The organism is Photorhabdus sp. HUG-39, from assembly GCF_963878365.1.
In the GTDB taxonomy this organism is placed as follows: domain Bacteria; phylum Pseudomonadota; class Gammaproteobacteria; order Enterobacterales; family Enterobacteriaceae; genus Photorhabdus; species Photorhabdus kayaii.
The window spans coordinates 164,321-181,234 of sequence record NZ_CAWNWY010000001.1 but is presented as its reverse complement, the minus strand read 5'-3'; the positions used below and the strand labels follow the sequence as shown (position 1 = coordinate 181,234).

The following is a 16,914-nucleotide window of genomic DNA, read 5'->3' as shown; positions in this document are numbered from 1 at the left end:
AAAGTGATATTGTTATGTGAGGCTGGCAAGAAATTCTAGTGCCTGCGGGTTGCGCTCCACCATTTTAATCAGTAACACAGCTTGTTTATTCGGTTTAGCCCGTCCCTGTTCCCAGTTTTGGTATGTCGTCTCACCGGTATGCAGGTACTGGGCAAAAACAGCCTGAGAAATATTCAGTTTACTCCGGATAGATTTCAACTCATCCGGACTGATGAAGATATCATTTTTTAACCTCCTCTTATGAGTTTTCAATGTGAGTTTGCCTTCGTTAGCCTCTTCCCAAGCTTTCATCCCTTCATTGAGTTCTGCAAATAGATCACGCTTCATTTATGCTCCTTTTTTCTCATTTCTAACATTTTACGCAAGGATTCGCATTGCTCTTTAGTTAAGTCTGACATTTCATCTTTATCATAGATAGTGAAAAGCATGAATTGCGATTTAGATACCCACCAATAGTAAATTATCCGAATACCGCCTCGTTTTCCCTTTTTCCTTCGGGAATCAGTAAAACGTACTTTACGCAATCCGCCTGTATGTTGGATTACATCTCCTGTTGTTGGATTTTTCAGTAGCATATTTTGGAAGGTTCGAAACTCCTCATCACTCAGGTAGTTATGACGGTAACGTTCAAAAGGTGGTAGTTCAACAAAAACAGCTTCCATCACTTATCCATCTGTTCCCAACTTGAGTATAATATACACCCAAGTTGGGGATAGTTAAAGAGAGTCAACCCAAAGGGGAACAAGAGCGGTTGCCTAATCCTACCTTAGCTATCACTGATAGTGAGATCACCGTCAAGTTTCACCCATTTACATTGCGTGAAATTGTTAAAAATGAGCACCAGTCGGCAAAATTAACGTTTTCGTCCTTGTGATCCAGATAAAAATTCTGACCTTGTGATTTCCTACAAATCATCGGAAATAATTAGATGTCATAGTTAGTGAATTGAACTACTGAATCGCGTAGATTCATTGATTGCTCGTTAATAACTGGGTGTCCAAGGAACTTCTGATGACAAAGTTAGAAATTTGTTGTTTTAGCGTGGGTTGCTCATTAATCGCACAACAGGCGGGTGCTGACCGGATAGAGCTTTGCGCCAGTCAGGCGGAAGGGGGATTAACACCGAGTTTTGGTACATTGAAGCAGGCTATTGAGCAATTAACTATTCCTGTGTATCCCATTGTACGTCCAAGAGGTGGTGATTTTTGCTACAGTCACTCAGATTTTGAGGTGATGAAAAATGATGTTGCTCAGATCCGTGATATGGGATTTATGGGCGTCGTTTTTGGTGTATTAGATGAAGAAGGGCATATTGATTTGCCCCGTATGCAACAATTGATGGCACTGTCTGGCGATATGGCCGTTACTTTTCACCGTGCGTTTGATATGTGTTTTAATCCTTATGTGGCACTGGATCAACTCACTCAGCTTGGTGTTAAACGAATATTGACTTCTGGTCAGCAACAGAATGCGGAATTGGGATTACCCTTATTGAAAGAGCTACATCAAGCCAGTCAGGGGCCAATTATTATGGCGGGTGCGGGTGTTCGTATGAGTAATATTCATAAATTTATCGATATCGGGTTAACGGAAGTTCACAGTTCGGCAAGACGGATTATGCCCTCTACCATGACCTACCGCAAAGCAGGGGTGACGATGAGCGCGGATAATGAAGTGGATGAGTTTTCACATTATTGTGTTGATGGTGGTGTGGTAGAGGTGATGAAAGGGATGCTGAGTCTGACTTTATTTGAGTAAAATCTATTATGGACTGGCCCAACTTTGGGCCAGTTGACAAAATCAGGGCTTACGGGCGATGAGTACCGCCCGCAGAGGAGCGGGATAACCCTCAATGGTTTTACTGTTATCCGCAGGATCGAGGAAGTCAGATAGCGATTCAGTTTTCATCCAATCTGTCCGATGTTGTTCTTCCGTCGTTGTGACTGCCTGATCGACAATTTTTACATCAACAAAACCGCACTTCTCCAGCCAAATTTTCAACATTTTTGCCGAAGGGATGAAATAGACGTTGCGCATTTGAGCATAACGTTCACCGGGGATTAAACAGGTATGTTCATCTCCTTCAACAACCAGACTTTCCAGTACTAACTCACCCTCAGATACCAGTTGGTTTTTCAACTGCCAGAGATGGTCAAGAGGAGAGCGGCGGTGATAGAGAACGCCCATCGAGAAAACCGTATCGAAAGCGGCCAGTGCCGGTAATTGTTCAATGCCCAGAGGTAAAAGATGGGCACGTTGATCATTGCCAAGCAACTTTCTGACAGCTTCAAATTGGCAGAGGAAGAGCTGAGTTGGATCGATACCAACGGCAAGTTCAGCCCCTTCACCCACCATCCGCCACAGGTGATAACCACTGCCGCAACCAACATCAAGAATTGTACGGCCGGTTAATGGAGAAATATGGGGCAGTACCCGATCCCACTTCCAATCTGAGCGCCATTCAGTATCAATATTTACGCTATAAAGCGAGAATGGGCCTTTGCGCCACGGCATGAATACTCGCAATATATTGGTAAGGCAAATTTTTTCACCTTCGGATAGGGGCGGATCGCGTTCTGCGATCACGCCATTTTTCAGATCTAATTGGGTCGGTGAAATTTCGGGTAGGTTTTCCAGGGTTTTTACCCATGGTTTAAAATTACCGTGCAGGGCCGCTTTTTGCCATTCTTGCAGTTGAGCAGGAAGGCAATTAAGCCAATGCTGGAGGTTATTTTTTGCAATAAGTTGATAAAAATTACCGAAATCGATCATTTATCGGCTCCTTTTATCGCTAGCAGTGAACCAAAGTTGAAACACTGAAACCAGACTTCAACATGGTTAAAACCGGATTGATGGAGACGGGATTTGTGTGTTTCTACAGAATCAGTCAACATGACATTTTCAAGCATGCTGCGTTTCTGGCTGATTTCCAGTTCGCTATATCCGTTAGCACGCTTAAAATCGTGGTGCATATTAAACAGTAACTCACCAATCTGTTGATCTTCAAAGCTGAATTTCTCTGATAAAACTAAAACACCCCCCGGACGTAACCCCTGATAAATCCGGTTAAGTAAACCTTGTCGATCTTGCGGGTTGAGGAATTGTAAGGTGAAATTCAGTACGACCATCGAAGCATTTTGAATATCGATATTAAGAATATCGGCTTCAATGACTTCAACCGGTGTTTGTGCCCGGAAAGCATCGATATGGCGACGACAGCGTTCCACCATTGCCGGGGAATTATCAACGGCGATAATTTTGCAGTTTTCAGCGGCAATATTGCGGCGCATTGCCAAGGTTGATGCGCCCAGAGAACAACCCAGATCATAAATTTGACTGTTTGATGTCACGAAACGACCGGCCAGCATACCAATCATGGAAACAATATTTGAATAACCTGGCACGGAGCGTTGGATCATATCAGGGAAAACTTCGGCTACCCGTTCATCGAAACGCCAGTCTCCCAGATTGGCAATGGGCGTGGCAAACAGGCTATCCCTTTGATGGTAAGGATCTTGATTTGACATAACAGCATTAATTATCAGAAAAAAAAGAAGGTGGCATTCTAACAGATGTAAAGCTTGACCTTGAACCAATTTTCTCTGTGCTTAAAAGTAGTGAATAATGGAAATATTTGAGGAATTTAAGTGTTGTACAAAAATCATATCATGGCGCGATCAATCCTTGATTTCATGAGTCAGTCAGCATTAGGGGAGCTTTGGGTTTTATATAAAAAAGTAAAGATGCATTTAAAAGCACCTTTAAATGACCTATTGTTTGCTTAAGTAAAAGAGTGAGGTGGTGTATGGCATATCAAATCTTAACAAACTGATCTATAGTCTGGAATTTGAAAAGCGGGCCTTAAAAGAGTGGAAGAAGTTAGGTCATCCAATTAAGGGGCAGCTAAAGAAAAAATTGGCTGAACGCTTAGAGAATCCTCATGTGCCGTCAGCAAGATTAAGTGGGAGAGGTAAAAAAACCAACACTTGCTCGCTTTGCATGTCAACGTTGGAAAGTCTTCCTTATATGGGGAACAGCTATGGTTAGAATAATAGGCAGCCGAGTTTGCTGCCTGTTATTTTAGTGCCAGTGGTATTCGTTAGTAGAGAGAAAATATCTGTTCCCAAGGCAAGTAGTAAATATTTGTCATCACCATTAATACGATTGAGAGATAAGTTGCTACCATGCCTGAACGTCGCCAGCGGAGTTCACGGTGGTGCAGACCATAATAATGCAAGACTCTGCCGGTGAGCAGAATCAAACCACAGACATGTATCGTCCAGACATTTGAGCCGTTCATCTCCATCATGACCAGCAATAACATAGAGATAGGGATATATTCCACAGCATTACCGTGGATGCGGATCGCTGTTTGTAATTCGTAAAAACCACCGTCTCCATATGAGACACGATATTGTGTTCTTAACTTAACCACATCAAAAGACAGCTTAATCAATAATAGTGCGCCCAACACAACATAAAGCGAGCTAACCATTTTTAACTCCATTGCCTAACCGAAATTGGCCAATTAAGTTATGATAAACCCCAAAAATAAAACTGTCGCTATAAATAGATGGGAATTGAAAATAAATTGCCTGATTATCAGACATCAAGCAATGGTATAGCATCGGAATATTACCTGCCCTTATCTCTGAGCAGAATTTCCATTATAATGGCGACCTTTTTTGACACTTCATGACATTTTTCAAGTTCAAGAACGATGCCAAAATTTCCGCAGCAACAGCACAACAGCCGAGTAAAAGGATATTGTATGCGTACTGATTATTGTGGGCAGTTGAATCTGACCCATGAAGGCCAGAAGGTGACTCTTTGTGGTTGGGTAAACCGCCGCCGTGATCTAGGTGGCTTGATTTTTATTGATATGCGTGATCGTGAAGGGATTGTTCAGGTGTTTTTTGACCCGGATCAGCAAGCCGCATTTTCTCAGGCTGCTGAACTGCGTAATGAATTCTGTATTCAAATCACCGGTACTGTACGCGCCCGTCCTGACAGTCAAATCAATAAAGATATGGCTACCGGTGAAATAGAGGTTTTTGCGGAAAGTTTGAATATCATCAACCGCTCCGAACCTTTGCCTTTGGATAGCAATCAGACGAACAGTGAAGAGCAGCGTCTGAAATATCGTTATATTGATCTGCGCCGGCCTGAAATGGCAAATCGTCTGAAAGCACGCGCTAAAATCACCAGTTTTGTTCGTCGTTTCATGGATAATCAGGGTTTCCTGGATATTGAAACGCCGATGCTGACGAAAGCAACCCCCGAAGGTGCTCGTGATTATTTGGTGCCGAGTCGTGTTCATAAAGGCAAATTTTATGCTCTGCCTCAATCCCCACAGTTATTTAAACAATTGCTGATGATGTCTGGTTTTGACCGTTATTATCAAATTGTTAAATGCTTCCGTGATGAAGATTTGCGTGCGGATCGTCAGCCAGAATTCACCCAGATCGACGTGGAAACTTCCTTTATGACTGCTGAGCAGGTAAGGGAAATGATGGAAAAAATGATCCGCGAATTGTGGCTTGAAATTGAAGGTGTTGATCTGGGGCATTTCCCGGTGATGACGTTTGCCGAAGTGATGCGTCGTTTCGGTTCTGATAAACCTGATCTGCGTAACCCATTGGAGTTGGTTGATGTTGCTGATCTGGTTAAAGATGTGGAATTTAGTGTTTTTGCTGAACCGGCGAATGACAGTAAAGGCCGCGTAGCCGTAATTCGGGTACCAGGTGGTGCTGAATTGAGTCGTAAGCAGATTGATGAATATGGCAAATTCGTTGGAATTTATGGCGCAAAAGGGCTGGCGTGGATAAAAGTCAATACGCGTGCTGCCGGTCTGGAAGGGGTTCAAAGTCCGATAGCCAAGTTCCTGAATGCAGAGGTGATTGAAGGTCTGCTTTCCCGTACCGGTGCACAGGATGGCGATATTTTGTTCTTCGGTGCTGGTAGTGTGAAGGTGGTCACTGATGCTTTGGGAGCGTTGCGTCTGAAATTAGGGCGCGATCTGAACCTGACAAAATTGGATAGCTGGCGGCCACTGTGGGTTATCGACTTCCCCATGTTCGAAGATGATGGGGAAGGTGGTCTGACTGCCATGCATCATCCATTTACTTCACCGTGTAATATGTCAGCGGCGGAGTTGGAGCAAAATCCGGTTTCGGCTATTGCCAATGCTTACGATATGGTGATTAACGGCTACGAAGTGGGTGGTGGCTCAGTGCGTATTCACCGTAATGAAATGCAACAAGCGGTGTTCCGTATTTTGGGCATTAATGAGCAGGAACAGCAGGAGAAATTTGGCTTCTTGCTGGATGCACTGAAATTTGGTACGCCTCCCCATGCAGGTTTGGCATTTGGTCTTGACCGTTTGGTTATGTTGCTGACAGGAACGGATAACATCCGTGATGTTATCGCATTCCCTAAAACTACCGCTGCCGCTTGTTTAATGACGGAAGCGCCAAGTTATGCCAATTCGGCGGCCCTTGAAGAGTTATCAATCTTTGTTGTTGCTAGAAAAGAGAGTGAATAATGGCTTACAAGCGCCCCGAGTCTGTGCTGGTGGTTATTTATGCGTTTTCCAGCCGACGGGTGCTAATGTTACAGCGGCGGGACGATCCTGATTTTTGGCAGTCTGTAACTGGCAGCCTTGATGGAGATGAAACGCCGTGGGAGACAGCATTGCGTGAAGTGCAAGAAGAAGTCGGTATCGATATTATAGGTGAAAATCTTGAACTGATAGATTGCCGGCGTTCTCTTTATTATGAGATTTTTACCCACTTGCGTCATCGCTATGCTCCAGGAGTCACCCGCAATAAAGAGTACTGGTTCTGTCTGGCATTGCCGGAAGAGCGAGAATGCCTGTTGACTGAACATCAGGCTTATCAGTGGCTGGATGCGGATAAAGCAGTAAAGCTCACTAAGTCGTGGAGCAATCGGCAGGCGATTGAAGAGTTTGTTATTGAATAAGTTTATTAGACGTTTTATCGGAGAACCTTATGGCAGGTCATAGTAAATGGGCCAACACCAAGCACCGCAAAGCTGCGCAGGATGCGAAACGCGGTAAGATTTTCACCAAAATTATCCGGGAGCTAGTAACGGCAGCCCGTCTGGGTGGTGGAGATCCTGTATCTAACCCACGTCTGCGTGCTGCAATTGATAAAGCACTGTCCAACAACATGACCCGCGATACTCTGAACCGTGCTATCGCCCGTGGTGTCGGCAACGATGAAGCGGATAACATGGAAACCATCATTTATGAAGGTTATGGTCCGGGGGGAACGGCGGTGATGGTTGAGTGTCTGAGTGATAATCGTAACCGTACTGTTTCTGATGTTCGTCATGCGTTCACTAAAACCGGTGGTAATCTGGGTACTGATGGCTCGGTTGCTTATCTGTTCACCAAAAAAGGGGTGATTTCTTACGCGCCAGGGCTGGACGAAGATGCGGTTATGGAAGCAGCGTTGGAAGCCGGCGCTGATGATGTAGAAACCTATGATGATGGCGCGATTGATGTTTACACCACACCAGAAACGTTTGGTGACGTGAAAGATGCGTTAGATGCCGCCGGTTTTGTGGCTGAATCAGCGGAAGTTTCGATGATCCCGTCCACTAAAGCGGAATTGGATGCGGAAACCGCACCTAAATTATTGCGCTTGATTGATATGTTGGAAGATTCAGACGACGTACAAGAGGTTTACCATAACGGTGAAATCTCTGATGAAGTTGCTGCTTTGCTGTAATTTCAATCGGGTTGTATACCCTATGGATTTCAAGATGCATCGCGGCGGCAAGGGAGCGAATCACCGGGAGCATAGCGAACTATGTGACCGGGGTGAGTCAGTGCAGCCAACAAAGAGGCAACTTGAAGGATAACGGGTATATAGCGTAGAGAAAGTGTGCTGTGGTACAGGACACTTTCTCTAACGTTTTTATCTCATTCATATTAAAGGTGATAATCAAAGGCGAATAAACAGAATATGGCGATTATCTTAGGTATCGACCCGGGTTCCCGCGTCACTGGCTATGGTGTGATCCGTCAGCAGGGGCGTCATTTGAGCTACCTTGGCAGTGGTTGTATCCGAACAAAAGTTGATGATCTGCCTAACCGGTTGCAGCGTATTTATGCAGGTATTCTTGAAATTATTACGCAATTTCAACCGGATGCTTTTGCCATCGAACAAGTTTTTATGGCGAAAAACGCCGATTCAGCGCTGAAATTAGGGCAAGCGCGAGGCGTTGCTATTCTTGCCGCTGTCAATCAATCTGTGCCGGTTTTTGAATATGCTGCCCGACAGGTTAAACAGACGGTTGTGGGAACCGGGGCGGCTGAAAAAAGTCAGATTCAGCATATGGTGCGTTCTATGCTGAAATTATCTGCTAATCCGCAATCCGATGCGGCAGATGCATTGGCGATTGCGATAACCCATTGTCACTTTAATCAGAATCTTTTACGGGTTGGTGATCCCAGATTAATCCTGGCGCGTGGGCGTTTAAGATAACGGCTGGATATGCATCCAGCTTTTTTTATGTTATAACCATAAATAGAACAATCAGTTGTATTTTTTAGGGGATAAACGAGTGATAGGGCGTCTCAGAGGAATTGTGCTGGAAAAACAACCACCTTTGGTTTTACTGGAAACGAATGGCGTTGGTTATGAAGTTCATATGCCAATGACCTGTTTTTATGAATTGCCTGATGCTGGACAGGAAGCTGTTCTATTTACTCACTTTATTGTGCGTGAAGATGCGCAATTACTTTATGGTTTTAATGATAAGCAAGAGCGGTCTCTATTCCGTGAATTAATTAAAGTGAATGGTGTTGGGCCTAAATTGGCGTTGGCTATTCTTTCGGGCATGTCTGCGCAGCAATTTGTTTCTGCTATTGAACAAGAGGCGATCGCTTCTCTGGTTAAACTGCCGGGTGTGGGTAAGAAAACCGCTGAACGGCTGGTGGTTGAAATGAAAGATCGCTTTAAAGGGCTGAATGGCGATCTCTTCAATCAGAGCAGTGATATTAATTTGCCGGCAACGGCCAAACAGACAACTTCTGACGCTGATAGCGAAGCGGAAGCCGCTGCGGCATTAGTCTCTTTGGGTTACAAACCACAGGAAGCCAGCCGCATGGTAAATAAAGTCGCTAAACCGGGGGCGGATTGTGAAACACTTATCCGCGAAGCGCTTCGCGCTGTTCTCTAAGTTACAGGGGTAAGCCATGATTGAAGCTGACCGTCTGGTTTCTGCGGAAGTTTTGCCAGATGATGAAGCCGTTGACCGCGCCATCAGACCTAAATTGTTGTCTGAATATGTCGGACAACCGCAGGTCTGTGAGCAGATGGAGATTTTTATTCAGGCTGCCAGACAGCGTGGTGATGCTCTTGACCATCTACTGATTTTTGGTCCGCCGGGATTGGGGAAAACAACGCTGGCGAATATTGTTGCCAATGAGATGGGTGTTAATCTTCGCACAACTTCAGGCCCGGTGTTGGAAAAGGCGGGTGATTTGGCGGCAATGCTGACCAATCTTGAACCGCACGATGTATTGTTTATCGATGAAATTCACCGCTTATCGCCGGTAGTGGAAGAAATTCTCTATCCAGCAATGGAAGATTACCAGCTAGATATTATGATTGGCGAGGGGCCGGCAGCCCGTTCGATTAAAATTGATTTGCCACCTTTTACCCTGATTGGGGCGACTACTCGCGCAGGTTCTTTGACTTCTCCACTGCGTGATCGGTTCGGTATCGTACAGCGTCTTGAATTTTATAATGTGGACGATTTGCAAAGTATCGTTTCTCGCAGCGCTCGTTTTATGGGGGTAGCGATCACTGATGAGGGCGCCCGGCAAGTTGCCATGCGTTCTCGTGGAACGCCACGGATTACAAACCGTTTACTGCGCCGGGTACGTGATTTTGCTCAAGTAAAAGGGAATGGTGCGATTGATGGCAATATTGCCACCAGAGCGCTGGATATGTTGAGCGTAGATGCTGCCGGTTTTGATTATCTGGATCGTAAATTACTGATTGCCATCATTGATAAATTTATGGGCGGGCCGGTTGGGGTAGATAACCTTGCCGCTGCTATTGGTGAAGAGCGGGAAACGATTGAGGATGTGCTGGAACCCTTTTTGATTCAACAGGGTTTTATTCAACGCACTTCCCGTGGACGAATTGCCACCGAACATGCTTATCGCCATTTTGGTATGGTCAGAGATCAGGAATGACTTGTTTAATTACCTGAAAAATCGGGATGGGTACTCCCGCAAGGGAAACCTATCCCGTTCTCCTGATAACTGGGTTATACCCGTCATCTTTCAAGTTGCCTCTTTGTTGGCTGCACTCACACCCCGGTCACATCGTTACCTATGCTCCCGGGGATTCTCTCCCTTGCCGTCGCGATGCATCTTGAAATCCATTGGGTTATACCCACTCAGTGGATCAATTTTTTGCTTTACTGATCAGGCTGATAATAAACATCACCGCAGCACATAGCACGACAGAGGGCCCTGCTGGTGTGTCGTAAACGGCGGAGAAAGCTAATCCACCGGTGACGGCAAGCGTACCAACCGCAATAGCAATACCGGCCATTTGTTCCGGTGTACGGGCAAAACGGCGAGCAGTAGCGGCCGGGATAATGAGCAGGGAGGTGATAATCAGTGCGCCGACAAACTTCATTGCCAAGCCGATTGTCAACGCTGTTACCAGCATTAACAGCACTCTTAACCGCTGTATTTTAATTCCATCCACAAAAGCCATTTCTTGACTGACGGTGATAGAGAGCAAGGCGTTCCATTGCCAGAACAGGAGCGTGGTGACCATGGTGACACCGATGGCAATCAACCAAATATCTTCATAGGTGACTGATAACAAATCACCAAACAGATAAGCCATCAAATCAACTCGCACATTAGACATTAAACTGACAACCACTAGCCCTAATGATAATGCGCTGTGAGCCATAATCCCCAACAAAGTATCGATTGCCAGTTGAGGACGTTTCTCCAGCCAAACTAAAATAATTGCCAGTATCAAAGTGACGGCGATAATTGTGTAAAAAGGGCTAATATTTAGCAATAATCCGAAAGCAACGCCCAGTAATGAAGCATGAGCCAGAGTATCGCCAAAATAGGACATTCTGCGCCAGACAACAAATGAACCTAATGGCCCGGCAGCAATAGCCAATAATACGCCGGCCAACCAACCGGGGAATAATAATTCGATCATGAGTGGCATTCCCTGTTATTTTCCAAGCTAATTTTCCCTTTCAGATCATGGTGATGGTCGTGTTGGTGGCGGTATATCGCCAATTGTTCAGCACCATGATGACCAAACATCGCGATAAATTCAGGGTGGGTTGAAACAACTTCAGGTGTGCCGGAACAACAAATATGTTGATTAAGGCATAAAACTTCGTCTGTTTTCGCCATGACCAGATGCAAATCATGGGAAACCATCAATACAGCGCAATGCAATTCGGTCCTGATTTGATTGATTAAATCATAAAGTGCTAATTGACCATTAACATCGACCCCTTGTGTTGGTTCATCAAGGACGAGTAATTGAGGTTGATTTAATAGTGCTCTGGCTAATAAAACCCGTTGGCTTTCCCCACCGGATAATTTTTGCATGGGCTGCTGCAATAGATGAGCAGCATTCACCCATTCAAGTGCCGGTAATATATCGCCAGATTTTACCCCGGGTTTTAGCATCATGAAGCGTTTAACTGTCAATGGCAGGGTGGGGTCAAGATGCAACTTCTGTGGAACATAGCCGATTTTCAATCCATCGGTATATTCAATAGTGCCGGATGATGGCTCAATAAGCCCTAAAACAACGCGGACTAAAGTTGATTTACCGGCACCATTAGGACCTAGCAACGTCAGAATATTTCCTCGTTGCAAATGTAGAGAGATATTGTTTAATACCCGACGATCGCCGAAATTAACAGCAATATTTTTTAAAGTGATGAGTGTCGACATGTTAAATATATCTTGCGTGAACATTGAGATGTTATAATATAACAATTCTGGTTTCTGTCCACGAGATATTTACATTATGTTACACAAATCATATAAACTAGCGCACAAGTTTCTCTGTAAGACTGCGATTACTGCTGTTTTCATGTCAGGAACGATACAATCGGTTAATGCCGATGTTGTAACATCAATCCGTCCGTTGGGTTTTATTGCTGCGGCAATAACTGAGGGTGTAACTGATACGCAGGTACTGTTACCTGATGGGGCATCACCGCATGATTATGCATTGAAACCGTCTGATCTTAAGAAAGTTAACCAGGCAGATTTAGTTGTGTGGGTTGGACCTGAGATGGAAATCTTTTTGTCTAAACCGTTAGCCAAAGTTCCACAAAATAAACAGTTAGTTTTAGCACAATTGCCAACGATTAGGCCATTATTGCTGAAAAATAATGAAGATTTACTCGAATCGGATCAACATAAACATGAAGATGGTCATGAACATCATTCTCATGGTGAATATAATATGCACATCTGGTTATCACCAGAAATAGCAAAACAGGTCGCACAGGGGATTTATGACCAATTACAAGCGCGTTATCCGCATAAAAAAGCAGCGCTGGACGTAAACCTACGTAAATTCAATACTCAGCTTGCGCAAACTGACAAAAATATTGCTAATATTCTTAAGCTGGTGCGTGGTAAGGGGTATTTTGTTTTTCACGATGCTTATGGCTATTTCGAGCAGCATTATGGCCTGACGCCATTAGGACATTTTACGATTAATCCTGAAATACAACCTGGCGCACAAAAATTACATCATATACGAACACAATTGGTTGAGCAGAAAGCAACCTGCATTTTTGCTGAGCCACAATTCAGGCCGACCGTTATTAATGCTGTGGCGAAGGATACGGGAGTGCGTATGGGCACGTTAGATCCGTTAGGAGGCCGCATCGTATTGGATAAGGACAGCTATATGAAATTTATAACTCAGTTGTCGGAACAGTACGCGGGTTGCCTGAATTAAAGTAATAAGGAATTCAATGAGTGCAACAGATAGTTAAAACTATCGTTCTGGTGTATAAGGAGTTACCGCGACCGCATAAAATTATGTTGGGTTCGCTGACTGTAGCAACATTGGTTGTCACTATGTGGCAACCTATTGCTTATCATCATGAACAAGAAGAAACAACAGTCGGTAGCATCGCCATCAATCTTCCCGTAAATAGTGATGAGATTATTGCAGATAGCAGTGAACAGCTACCGGACGAGGGTATTCCTGATGAAGAGACGAACTCAGAGGTTACGGCTCAAACTCCGCATGAATATATTGTCTCCGACGGTGACACCCTCAGTAATATTCTGACCCAATTTGGTATCGACTCTTCTGATGTAGCGTTACTCGCGAGTCAGCATAAAGCGTTACGGGGACTGAACATTGGTCAGCCATTGTCATGGACAGTCAATGAAGCGGGTGACTTGCAAACGCTGACTTGGGGTGTTTCCCGCCGTGAAATGCGCATTTATACCCGTGAAGGCGATCTGTTTAAAGAAACAAAAGAGTTTCAGAAAGGGGAGTGGAAAAACAGCGTCGTCGTTGGCGTTGTTGATAGTAACTTTACCAGCAGTGCTTTAAATGCCGGCTTAACCAGCAGTGAAGCGCGTGAAGTCACTAAAGCACTGCAATGGCAAATTGATTTGCGTAAATTACATGAAGGTGATCGTTTCTCTGTATTGCTGTCCCGTGAAATGTTGGATGGTCACAGTGAACAGAGCCAATTACTGGGTGTTCGCCTAAATAGTGGTGGTAAAGATTATTATGCTATCCGGGCGGAAGATGGGCGTTTTTATGATCGTCAAGGTTCCGGTCTGGAGCGCGGATTTTTGCGTTTTCCAACCACCAAGCAATTTCGGGTATCTTCCCAATTTAATCCTCGGCGTGTGAATCCAGTCACTGGTCGGGTTGCGCCGCATAAAGGTGTGGATTTTGCCATGCCAGTGGGAACACCTGTTTTGGCGGTGGGTGACGGTGAGGTGATTGTCTCCAAATATAACGGAGCAGCAGGTAACTTTATTGCCATTCGCCATGGCCGCCAATATACCACGCGTTATATGCACTTGAGAAAGCTGCTGGTGAAATCAGGGCAGAAGGTAAAACGGGGTGATCGTATTGCGTTGTCCGGTAGCACTGGACGTTCTACGGGCCCACATTTGCATTATGAATTCTGGATCAATCAGCAGGCGGTAAACCCATTAACGGCTAAATTACCGCGTTCTGGAGGTTTGAGTGGTAAAGAACGCACAGAATTCCTGGCAACGATAAAAGAGGTAACGCCTCAGCTTCTGTTAGATTGAGTTTAATTGTTCATTAGTAACAGACTTTAAAGCGGATGATTGATATCATCCGCTGTCGTTTTGTATTGCAGAACAAGATATGTTGACATTTGTTGATATAGATCCCTGTATTAAAATGGCAAATTATCGTTTTGTTTTAAAGAGTTATCTCATGCATAAAGAGACAGATAAAGACAGTAAAGCTGGTTATGTGCCGACATTTCATAAATCTTACCTGCATCCTCGTTACTGGGGATTATGGCTGGGCATTGGTGTGTTGGCCGGGCTGGCTTACCTGCCGGTTAAAGTGCGTGATCCTCTGCTAGCTAAAATAGGCTGGCTAGCGGGTAAGTTTGCGAAAGGGGCACGTCGTAGAGCAAGAATAAATCTGTGTTACTGTATGCCGGAACTCACGGAGCAACAGCGTGAAGCATTGATTGATAAGATGTTTTCTACCGCACCTCAACCTTTTGTTATGTTGGCTGAACTTTGTTTACGTGGTACAAAATCAACGTTAAGCCGGACGCAGTGGCATGGGGAAGAGATTATTCTTCAACTGAAAGAGCAGGGGAAGAATGTTATTTTCATGGTTCCTCATGGCTGGGCTGTGGATATTCCTGCGATATTGCTGACGGCGGGTGGACAAAAAGCAGCGGCTATGTTTCATCATCAAAAAAACCCAGTATCAGATTATTTGTGGAATAAAGCTCGCAGTCAATTTGGTGGTCGTTTACATTCCCGTGATGCTGGAATTAAACCTTTTATCGCCACTGTTCGCCAGGGTTTCTGGGGATATTATCTGCCTGATCAAGATCATGGTGAGGAGCACAGTGAATTTGTCGATTTCTTTGCAACTTATAAAGCAACGTTACCGGCAATTGGGAGATTGATGAAGGTTTGTCGTGCCGCTATTGTGCCCCTGTTTCCGGTTTATAATTACCGTACCCACCAGCTTGATATTTATATTCGACCACCAATGGATGATATTGATGGCAAAGATGATGCTTTTATTGCTCGTCGGATGAATGAAGAATTAGAACAATTGGTGCGACCAAATCCTGAGCAGTACACCTGGATACTTAAATTGCTTAAGACTCGGAAAGCGGGTGATATTGGGCCGTATAACAGAGAAGATCTGTGATTTTAGTCGCAAAGATGTAAAGTTATTATCACGGTTTGAAAGTTTTTATTGTCCCCCTAATGTTGGATATGGCATCCAATAGTTAGGGGGTATTTTGACGAGGCATTTTATATTTGCACTTAAAATATCAGGATAGCATTTATGCAGCTATGGTTTGTTTTATTGTCTCTAACAAACCTCCGGTTCCACAACATGAGTCATTATAATTCGGATTATGTTTTCTGTTAGTCACTCTATCGTGAGGACATCCACCATTACATAAGTGAAACCATTTACATTGATGCATTTTTTCGTATGATTCCATTTCTTCTTTAAGATGATTCTTATTTGTGTTTGATTTAGCTAATAAATGTCCAAGATCGTTATCGATAATCGAACCATAATTATTTCCCTCGGCGCCAACATATTTGTCACATGCTGATACAGTACCATTAGGTTCCAGAGTGATAATTTCCTGAGAGCAATTACCTGCCCAATAACAATCTGATATTTTCTTTTGAGATGATTTAATACTGTCAATAAATCCATGAAACAGACGAATATTGATTTTATCTTGATAACCATTCCACCAAACACGGAAAACCTTGGAAAGGAAATTAATATAATTATGGTAAGTTATATAACTTCCTCCAGGATTGTCACCGGGTTGACAACGGTTATCTGGAACAATATTCAAAAACTCAATATCCGTTAAACCAATTTCGTAAAAATAAGAGAGCATTTTTTCTATATTTGATTCGTAAACATCTCTATCGACAACAACAAGAGCACCGTAAGGGATGCCATAACTTCTTAATTTCTTCATACCTGCGGCAACTTTATGAGATGTTGGTCTACCTCTATAATCTAATCTCCTGCTATCGTGTATTTCTGGAATACCGTCAACGCTTATACCTACCCCCATCCCGATCCCTTTAAGGAATACCAGCCAATCTTCGGGAATATTGACCGCATTGGTTTGTACAGAATTGGTAATGACTTGATCTGGTTTTTTAAATTGTTCTTGCAACCAGATAAGTTTTTTAAAATAATTAACACTCAATAGAGTTACTTCACCTCCATGCCAGACAAATTCGAACCGCTTTATATTGGGTATAGATAGGAAACGGTGAATAGAGCGCATTAAATTGAAGAATGTTAACGTATTTCCTTTTCCTTCTGCCCAGGAATGGCAATAAGTACATCTTAAATTGCAAAGCCTGGTAGCTTTAACAACAACGACTAGCTTATTGGCATTAATAATTTCAGGGCTAAAGTGTATGCCCATCTCCTCATTATATAAAGCCAATTCATCATCATCTAATATCTTTTCAGCCGGGATTTCGCCGATAATTCTGCAAGCCAACTGTCTGTAATTAATCTTAGGCGATTTCTTGAGAATCGATGATTCATCTGAATCTAAATGTTTTATTGGGATTATTGTGTCCATAAAGAACTCCTTCATGTTATTTAT

The 16,914-nt window shown here is 43.8% G+C and carries 19 protein-coding genes and 2 pseudogenes; 13 read left to right on the top strand and 8 right to left on the bottom strand.

Annotation, left to right across the window (positions count from 1 at the left end):
• Positions 1–12: 12 nt before the first annotated feature.
• Together AAC155_RS00870 and AAC155_RS00865 are read right to left on the bottom strand one after the other, a co-directional pair.
• Positions 13–327 carry a helix-turn-helix domain-containing protein gene (locus AAC155_RS00870; RefSeq protein WP_011146353.1) on the bottom strand — a complete coding sequence of 105 codons (315 nt, stop codon included), beginning with the start codon at positions 325–327 and terminating at the stop codon, positions 13–15.
• Positions 324–662: a toxin gene (locus AAC155_RS00865; protein WP_113040653.1), complete on the bottom strand. Its 339-nt coding sequence runs from the start codon at positions 660–662 to the stop codon at positions 324–326. Before AAC155_RS00865 ends, AAC155_RS00870 begins: the two co-directional genes overlap by 4 nt.
• 53 nt (positions 663–715) lie before the next feature.
• Between AAC155_RS00865 and AAC155_RS00860 the strand changes: the two are divergent.
• Together AAC155_RS00860 and cutC are read left to right on the top strand one after the other, a co-directional pair.
• Positions 716–874: pseudogene (locus AAC155_RS00860) on the top strand (VOC family protein); the annotation flags it as partial.
• 137 nt (positions 875–1,011) lie between these two features.
• Complete coding sequence (cutC, locus tag AAC155_RS00855; protein ID WP_113040652.1) at positions 1,012–1,758, top strand: copper homeostasis protein CutC; 747 nt, start codon at positions 1,012–1,014, stop codon at positions 1,756–1,758.
• A gap of 42 nt (positions 1,759–1,800) precedes the next feature.
• Here cutC and cmoB read toward each other — a convergent pair whose 3' ends face one another.
• Together cmoB and cmoA are read right to left on the bottom strand one after the other, a co-directional pair.
• The gene (gene cmoB, locus AAC155_RS00850; protein ID WP_113040651.1) at positions 1,801–2,772 is read right to left on the bottom strand and encodes a tRNA 5-methoxyuridine(34)/uridine 5-oxyacetic acid(34) synthase CmoB; all 972 of its coding nucleotides are present in this window, start codon (positions 2,770–2,772) and stop codon (positions 1,801–1,803) included.
• Positions 2,769–3,527: a carboxy-S-adenosyl-L-methionine synthase CmoA gene (gene cmoA / locus AAC155_RS00845; protein WP_113040785.1), complete on the bottom strand. Its 759-nt coding sequence runs from the start codon at positions 3,525–3,527 to the stop codon at positions 2,769–2,771. Before cmoA ends, cmoB begins: the two co-directional genes overlap by 4 nt.
• A gap of 301 nt (positions 3,528–3,828) precedes the next feature.
• Here cmoA and AAC155_RS00840 point away from each other — a divergent pair.
• Positions 3,829–3,978: pseudogene (locus AAC155_RS00840) on the top strand (type II toxin-antitoxin system RelE family toxin); the annotation flags it as partial.
• A gap of 121 nt (positions 3,979–4,099) precedes the next feature.
• On the opposite strand, the gene AAC155_RS00835 reads toward AAC155_RS00840, so the two are convergent.
• A complete protein-coding gene (locus tag AAC155_RS00835; protein WP_113040650.1) occupies positions 4,100–4,495 on the bottom strand; it encodes an MAPEG family protein in 396 nt (131 codons plus the stop codon).
• Between the two features lie 276 nt (positions 4,496–4,771).
• Between AAC155_RS00835 and aspS the strand changes: the two genes are divergently transcribed.
• The 7 genes from aspS (at position 4,772) to ruvB (ending at position 10,234) form a co-directional block, all read left to right on the top strand.
• Positions 4,772–6,544, top strand: a complete 1,773-nt coding sequence (gene aspS / locus AAC155_RS00830; protein WP_113040649.1) for an aspartate--tRNA ligase — start codon at positions 4,772–4,774, stop codon at positions 6,542–6,544.
• Positions 6,544–6,981: a dihydroneopterin triphosphate diphosphatase gene (gene nudB / locus AAC155_RS00825; RefSeq protein ID WP_112876059.1), complete on the top strand. Its 438-nt coding sequence runs from the start codon at positions 6,544–6,546 to the stop codon at positions 6,979–6,981. The genes aspS and nudB overlap by 1 nt, the downstream gene beginning before the upstream one ends.
• Before the next feature lie 29 nt (positions 6,982–7,010).
• Positions 7,011–7,754 carry a YebC/PmpR family DNA-binding transcriptional regulator gene (locus tag AAC155_RS00820; RefSeq protein ID WP_113040648.1) on the top strand — a complete coding sequence of 248 codons (744 nt, stop codon included), beginning with the start codon at positions 7,011–7,013 and terminating at the stop codon, positions 7,752–7,754.
• 11 nt (positions 7,755–7,765) lie between these two features.
• The gene (locus tag AAC155_RS00815) at positions 7,766–7,903 is read left to right on the top strand and encodes a hypothetical protein (protein ID WP_158536456.1); all 138 of its coding nucleotides are present in this window, start codon (positions 7,766–7,768) and stop codon (positions 7,901–7,903) included.
• 88 nt (positions 7,904–7,991) lie between these two features.
• Positions 7,992–8,513, top strand: a complete 522-nt coding sequence (gene ruvC, locus AAC155_RS00810) for a crossover junction endodeoxyribonuclease RuvC (RefSeq protein WP_112896138.1) — start codon at positions 7,992–7,994, stop codon at positions 8,511–8,513.
• A 79-nt stretch (positions 8,514–8,592) separates the two neighbouring features.
• On the top strand, positions 8,593–9,210 hold the full coding sequence (gene ruvA / locus AAC155_RS00805) for a Holliday junction branch migration protein RuvA (RefSeq protein ID WP_113040647.1): 618 nt from the start codon (positions 8,593–8,595) through the stop codon (positions 9,208–9,210).
• 16 nt (positions 9,211–9,226) lie between these two features.
• Positions 9,227–10,234: a Holliday junction branch migration DNA helicase RuvB gene (gene ruvB, locus AAC155_RS00800; protein WP_112876056.1), complete on the top strand. Its 1,008-nt coding sequence runs from the start codon at positions 9,227–9,229 to the stop codon at positions 10,232–10,234.
• 214 nt (positions 10,235–10,448) lie between these two features.
• On the opposite strand, the gene znuB is transcribed toward ruvB, so the two are convergent.
• Complete coding sequence (gene znuB / locus AAC155_RS00795; protein WP_112876055.1) at positions 10,449–11,234, bottom strand: zinc ABC transporter permease subunit ZnuB; 786 nt, start codon at positions 11,232–11,234, stop codon at positions 10,449–10,451.
• Positions 11,231–11,989, bottom strand: a complete 759-nt coding sequence (gene znuC / locus AAC155_RS00790; protein ID WP_113040646.1) for a zinc ABC transporter ATP-binding protein ZnuC — start codon at positions 11,987–11,989, stop codon at positions 11,231–11,233. Before znuC ends, znuB begins: the two co-directional genes overlap by 4 nt.
• 76 nt (positions 11,990–12,065) lie before the next feature.
• Here znuC and znuA point away from each other — a divergent pair, with 76 nt between their 5' ends.
• From znuA to lpxM, 3 genes are all read left to right on the top strand, one after another.
• The gene (znuA, locus tag AAC155_RS00785; RefSeq protein ID WP_113040645.1) at positions 12,066–13,013 is read left to right on the top strand and encodes a zinc ABC transporter substrate-binding protein ZnuA; all 948 of its coding nucleotides are present in this window, start codon (positions 12,066–12,068) and stop codon (positions 13,011–13,013) included.
• Positions 13,014–13,033: 20 nt separating this feature from the next.
• Positions 13,034–14,341: a murein DD-endopeptidase MepM gene (gene mepM, locus AAC155_RS00780; RefSeq protein WP_113040644.1), complete on the top strand. Its 1,308-nt coding sequence runs from the start codon at positions 13,034–13,036 to the stop codon at positions 14,339–14,341.
• Positions 14,342–14,492: 151 nt separating this feature from the next.
• The gene (lpxM, locus tag AAC155_RS00775; protein WP_113040784.1) at positions 14,493–15,461 is read left to right on the top strand and encodes a lauroyl-Kdo(2)-lipid IV(A) myristoyltransferase; all 969 of its coding nucleotides are present in this window, start codon (positions 14,493–14,495) and stop codon (positions 15,459–15,461) included.
• Between the two features lie 139 nt (positions 15,462–15,600).
• On the opposite strand, the gene darE is transcribed toward lpxM, so the two are convergent.
• Positions 15,601–16,890, bottom strand: coding sequence for a darobactin maturation radical SAM/SPASM protein DarE (darE, locus tag AAC155_RS00770; RefSeq protein ID WP_113040643.1), 1,290 nt, complete (start codon positions 16,888–16,890; stop codon positions 15,601–15,603).
• Between the last annotated feature and the right edge of the window lie 24 nt (positions 16,891–16,914).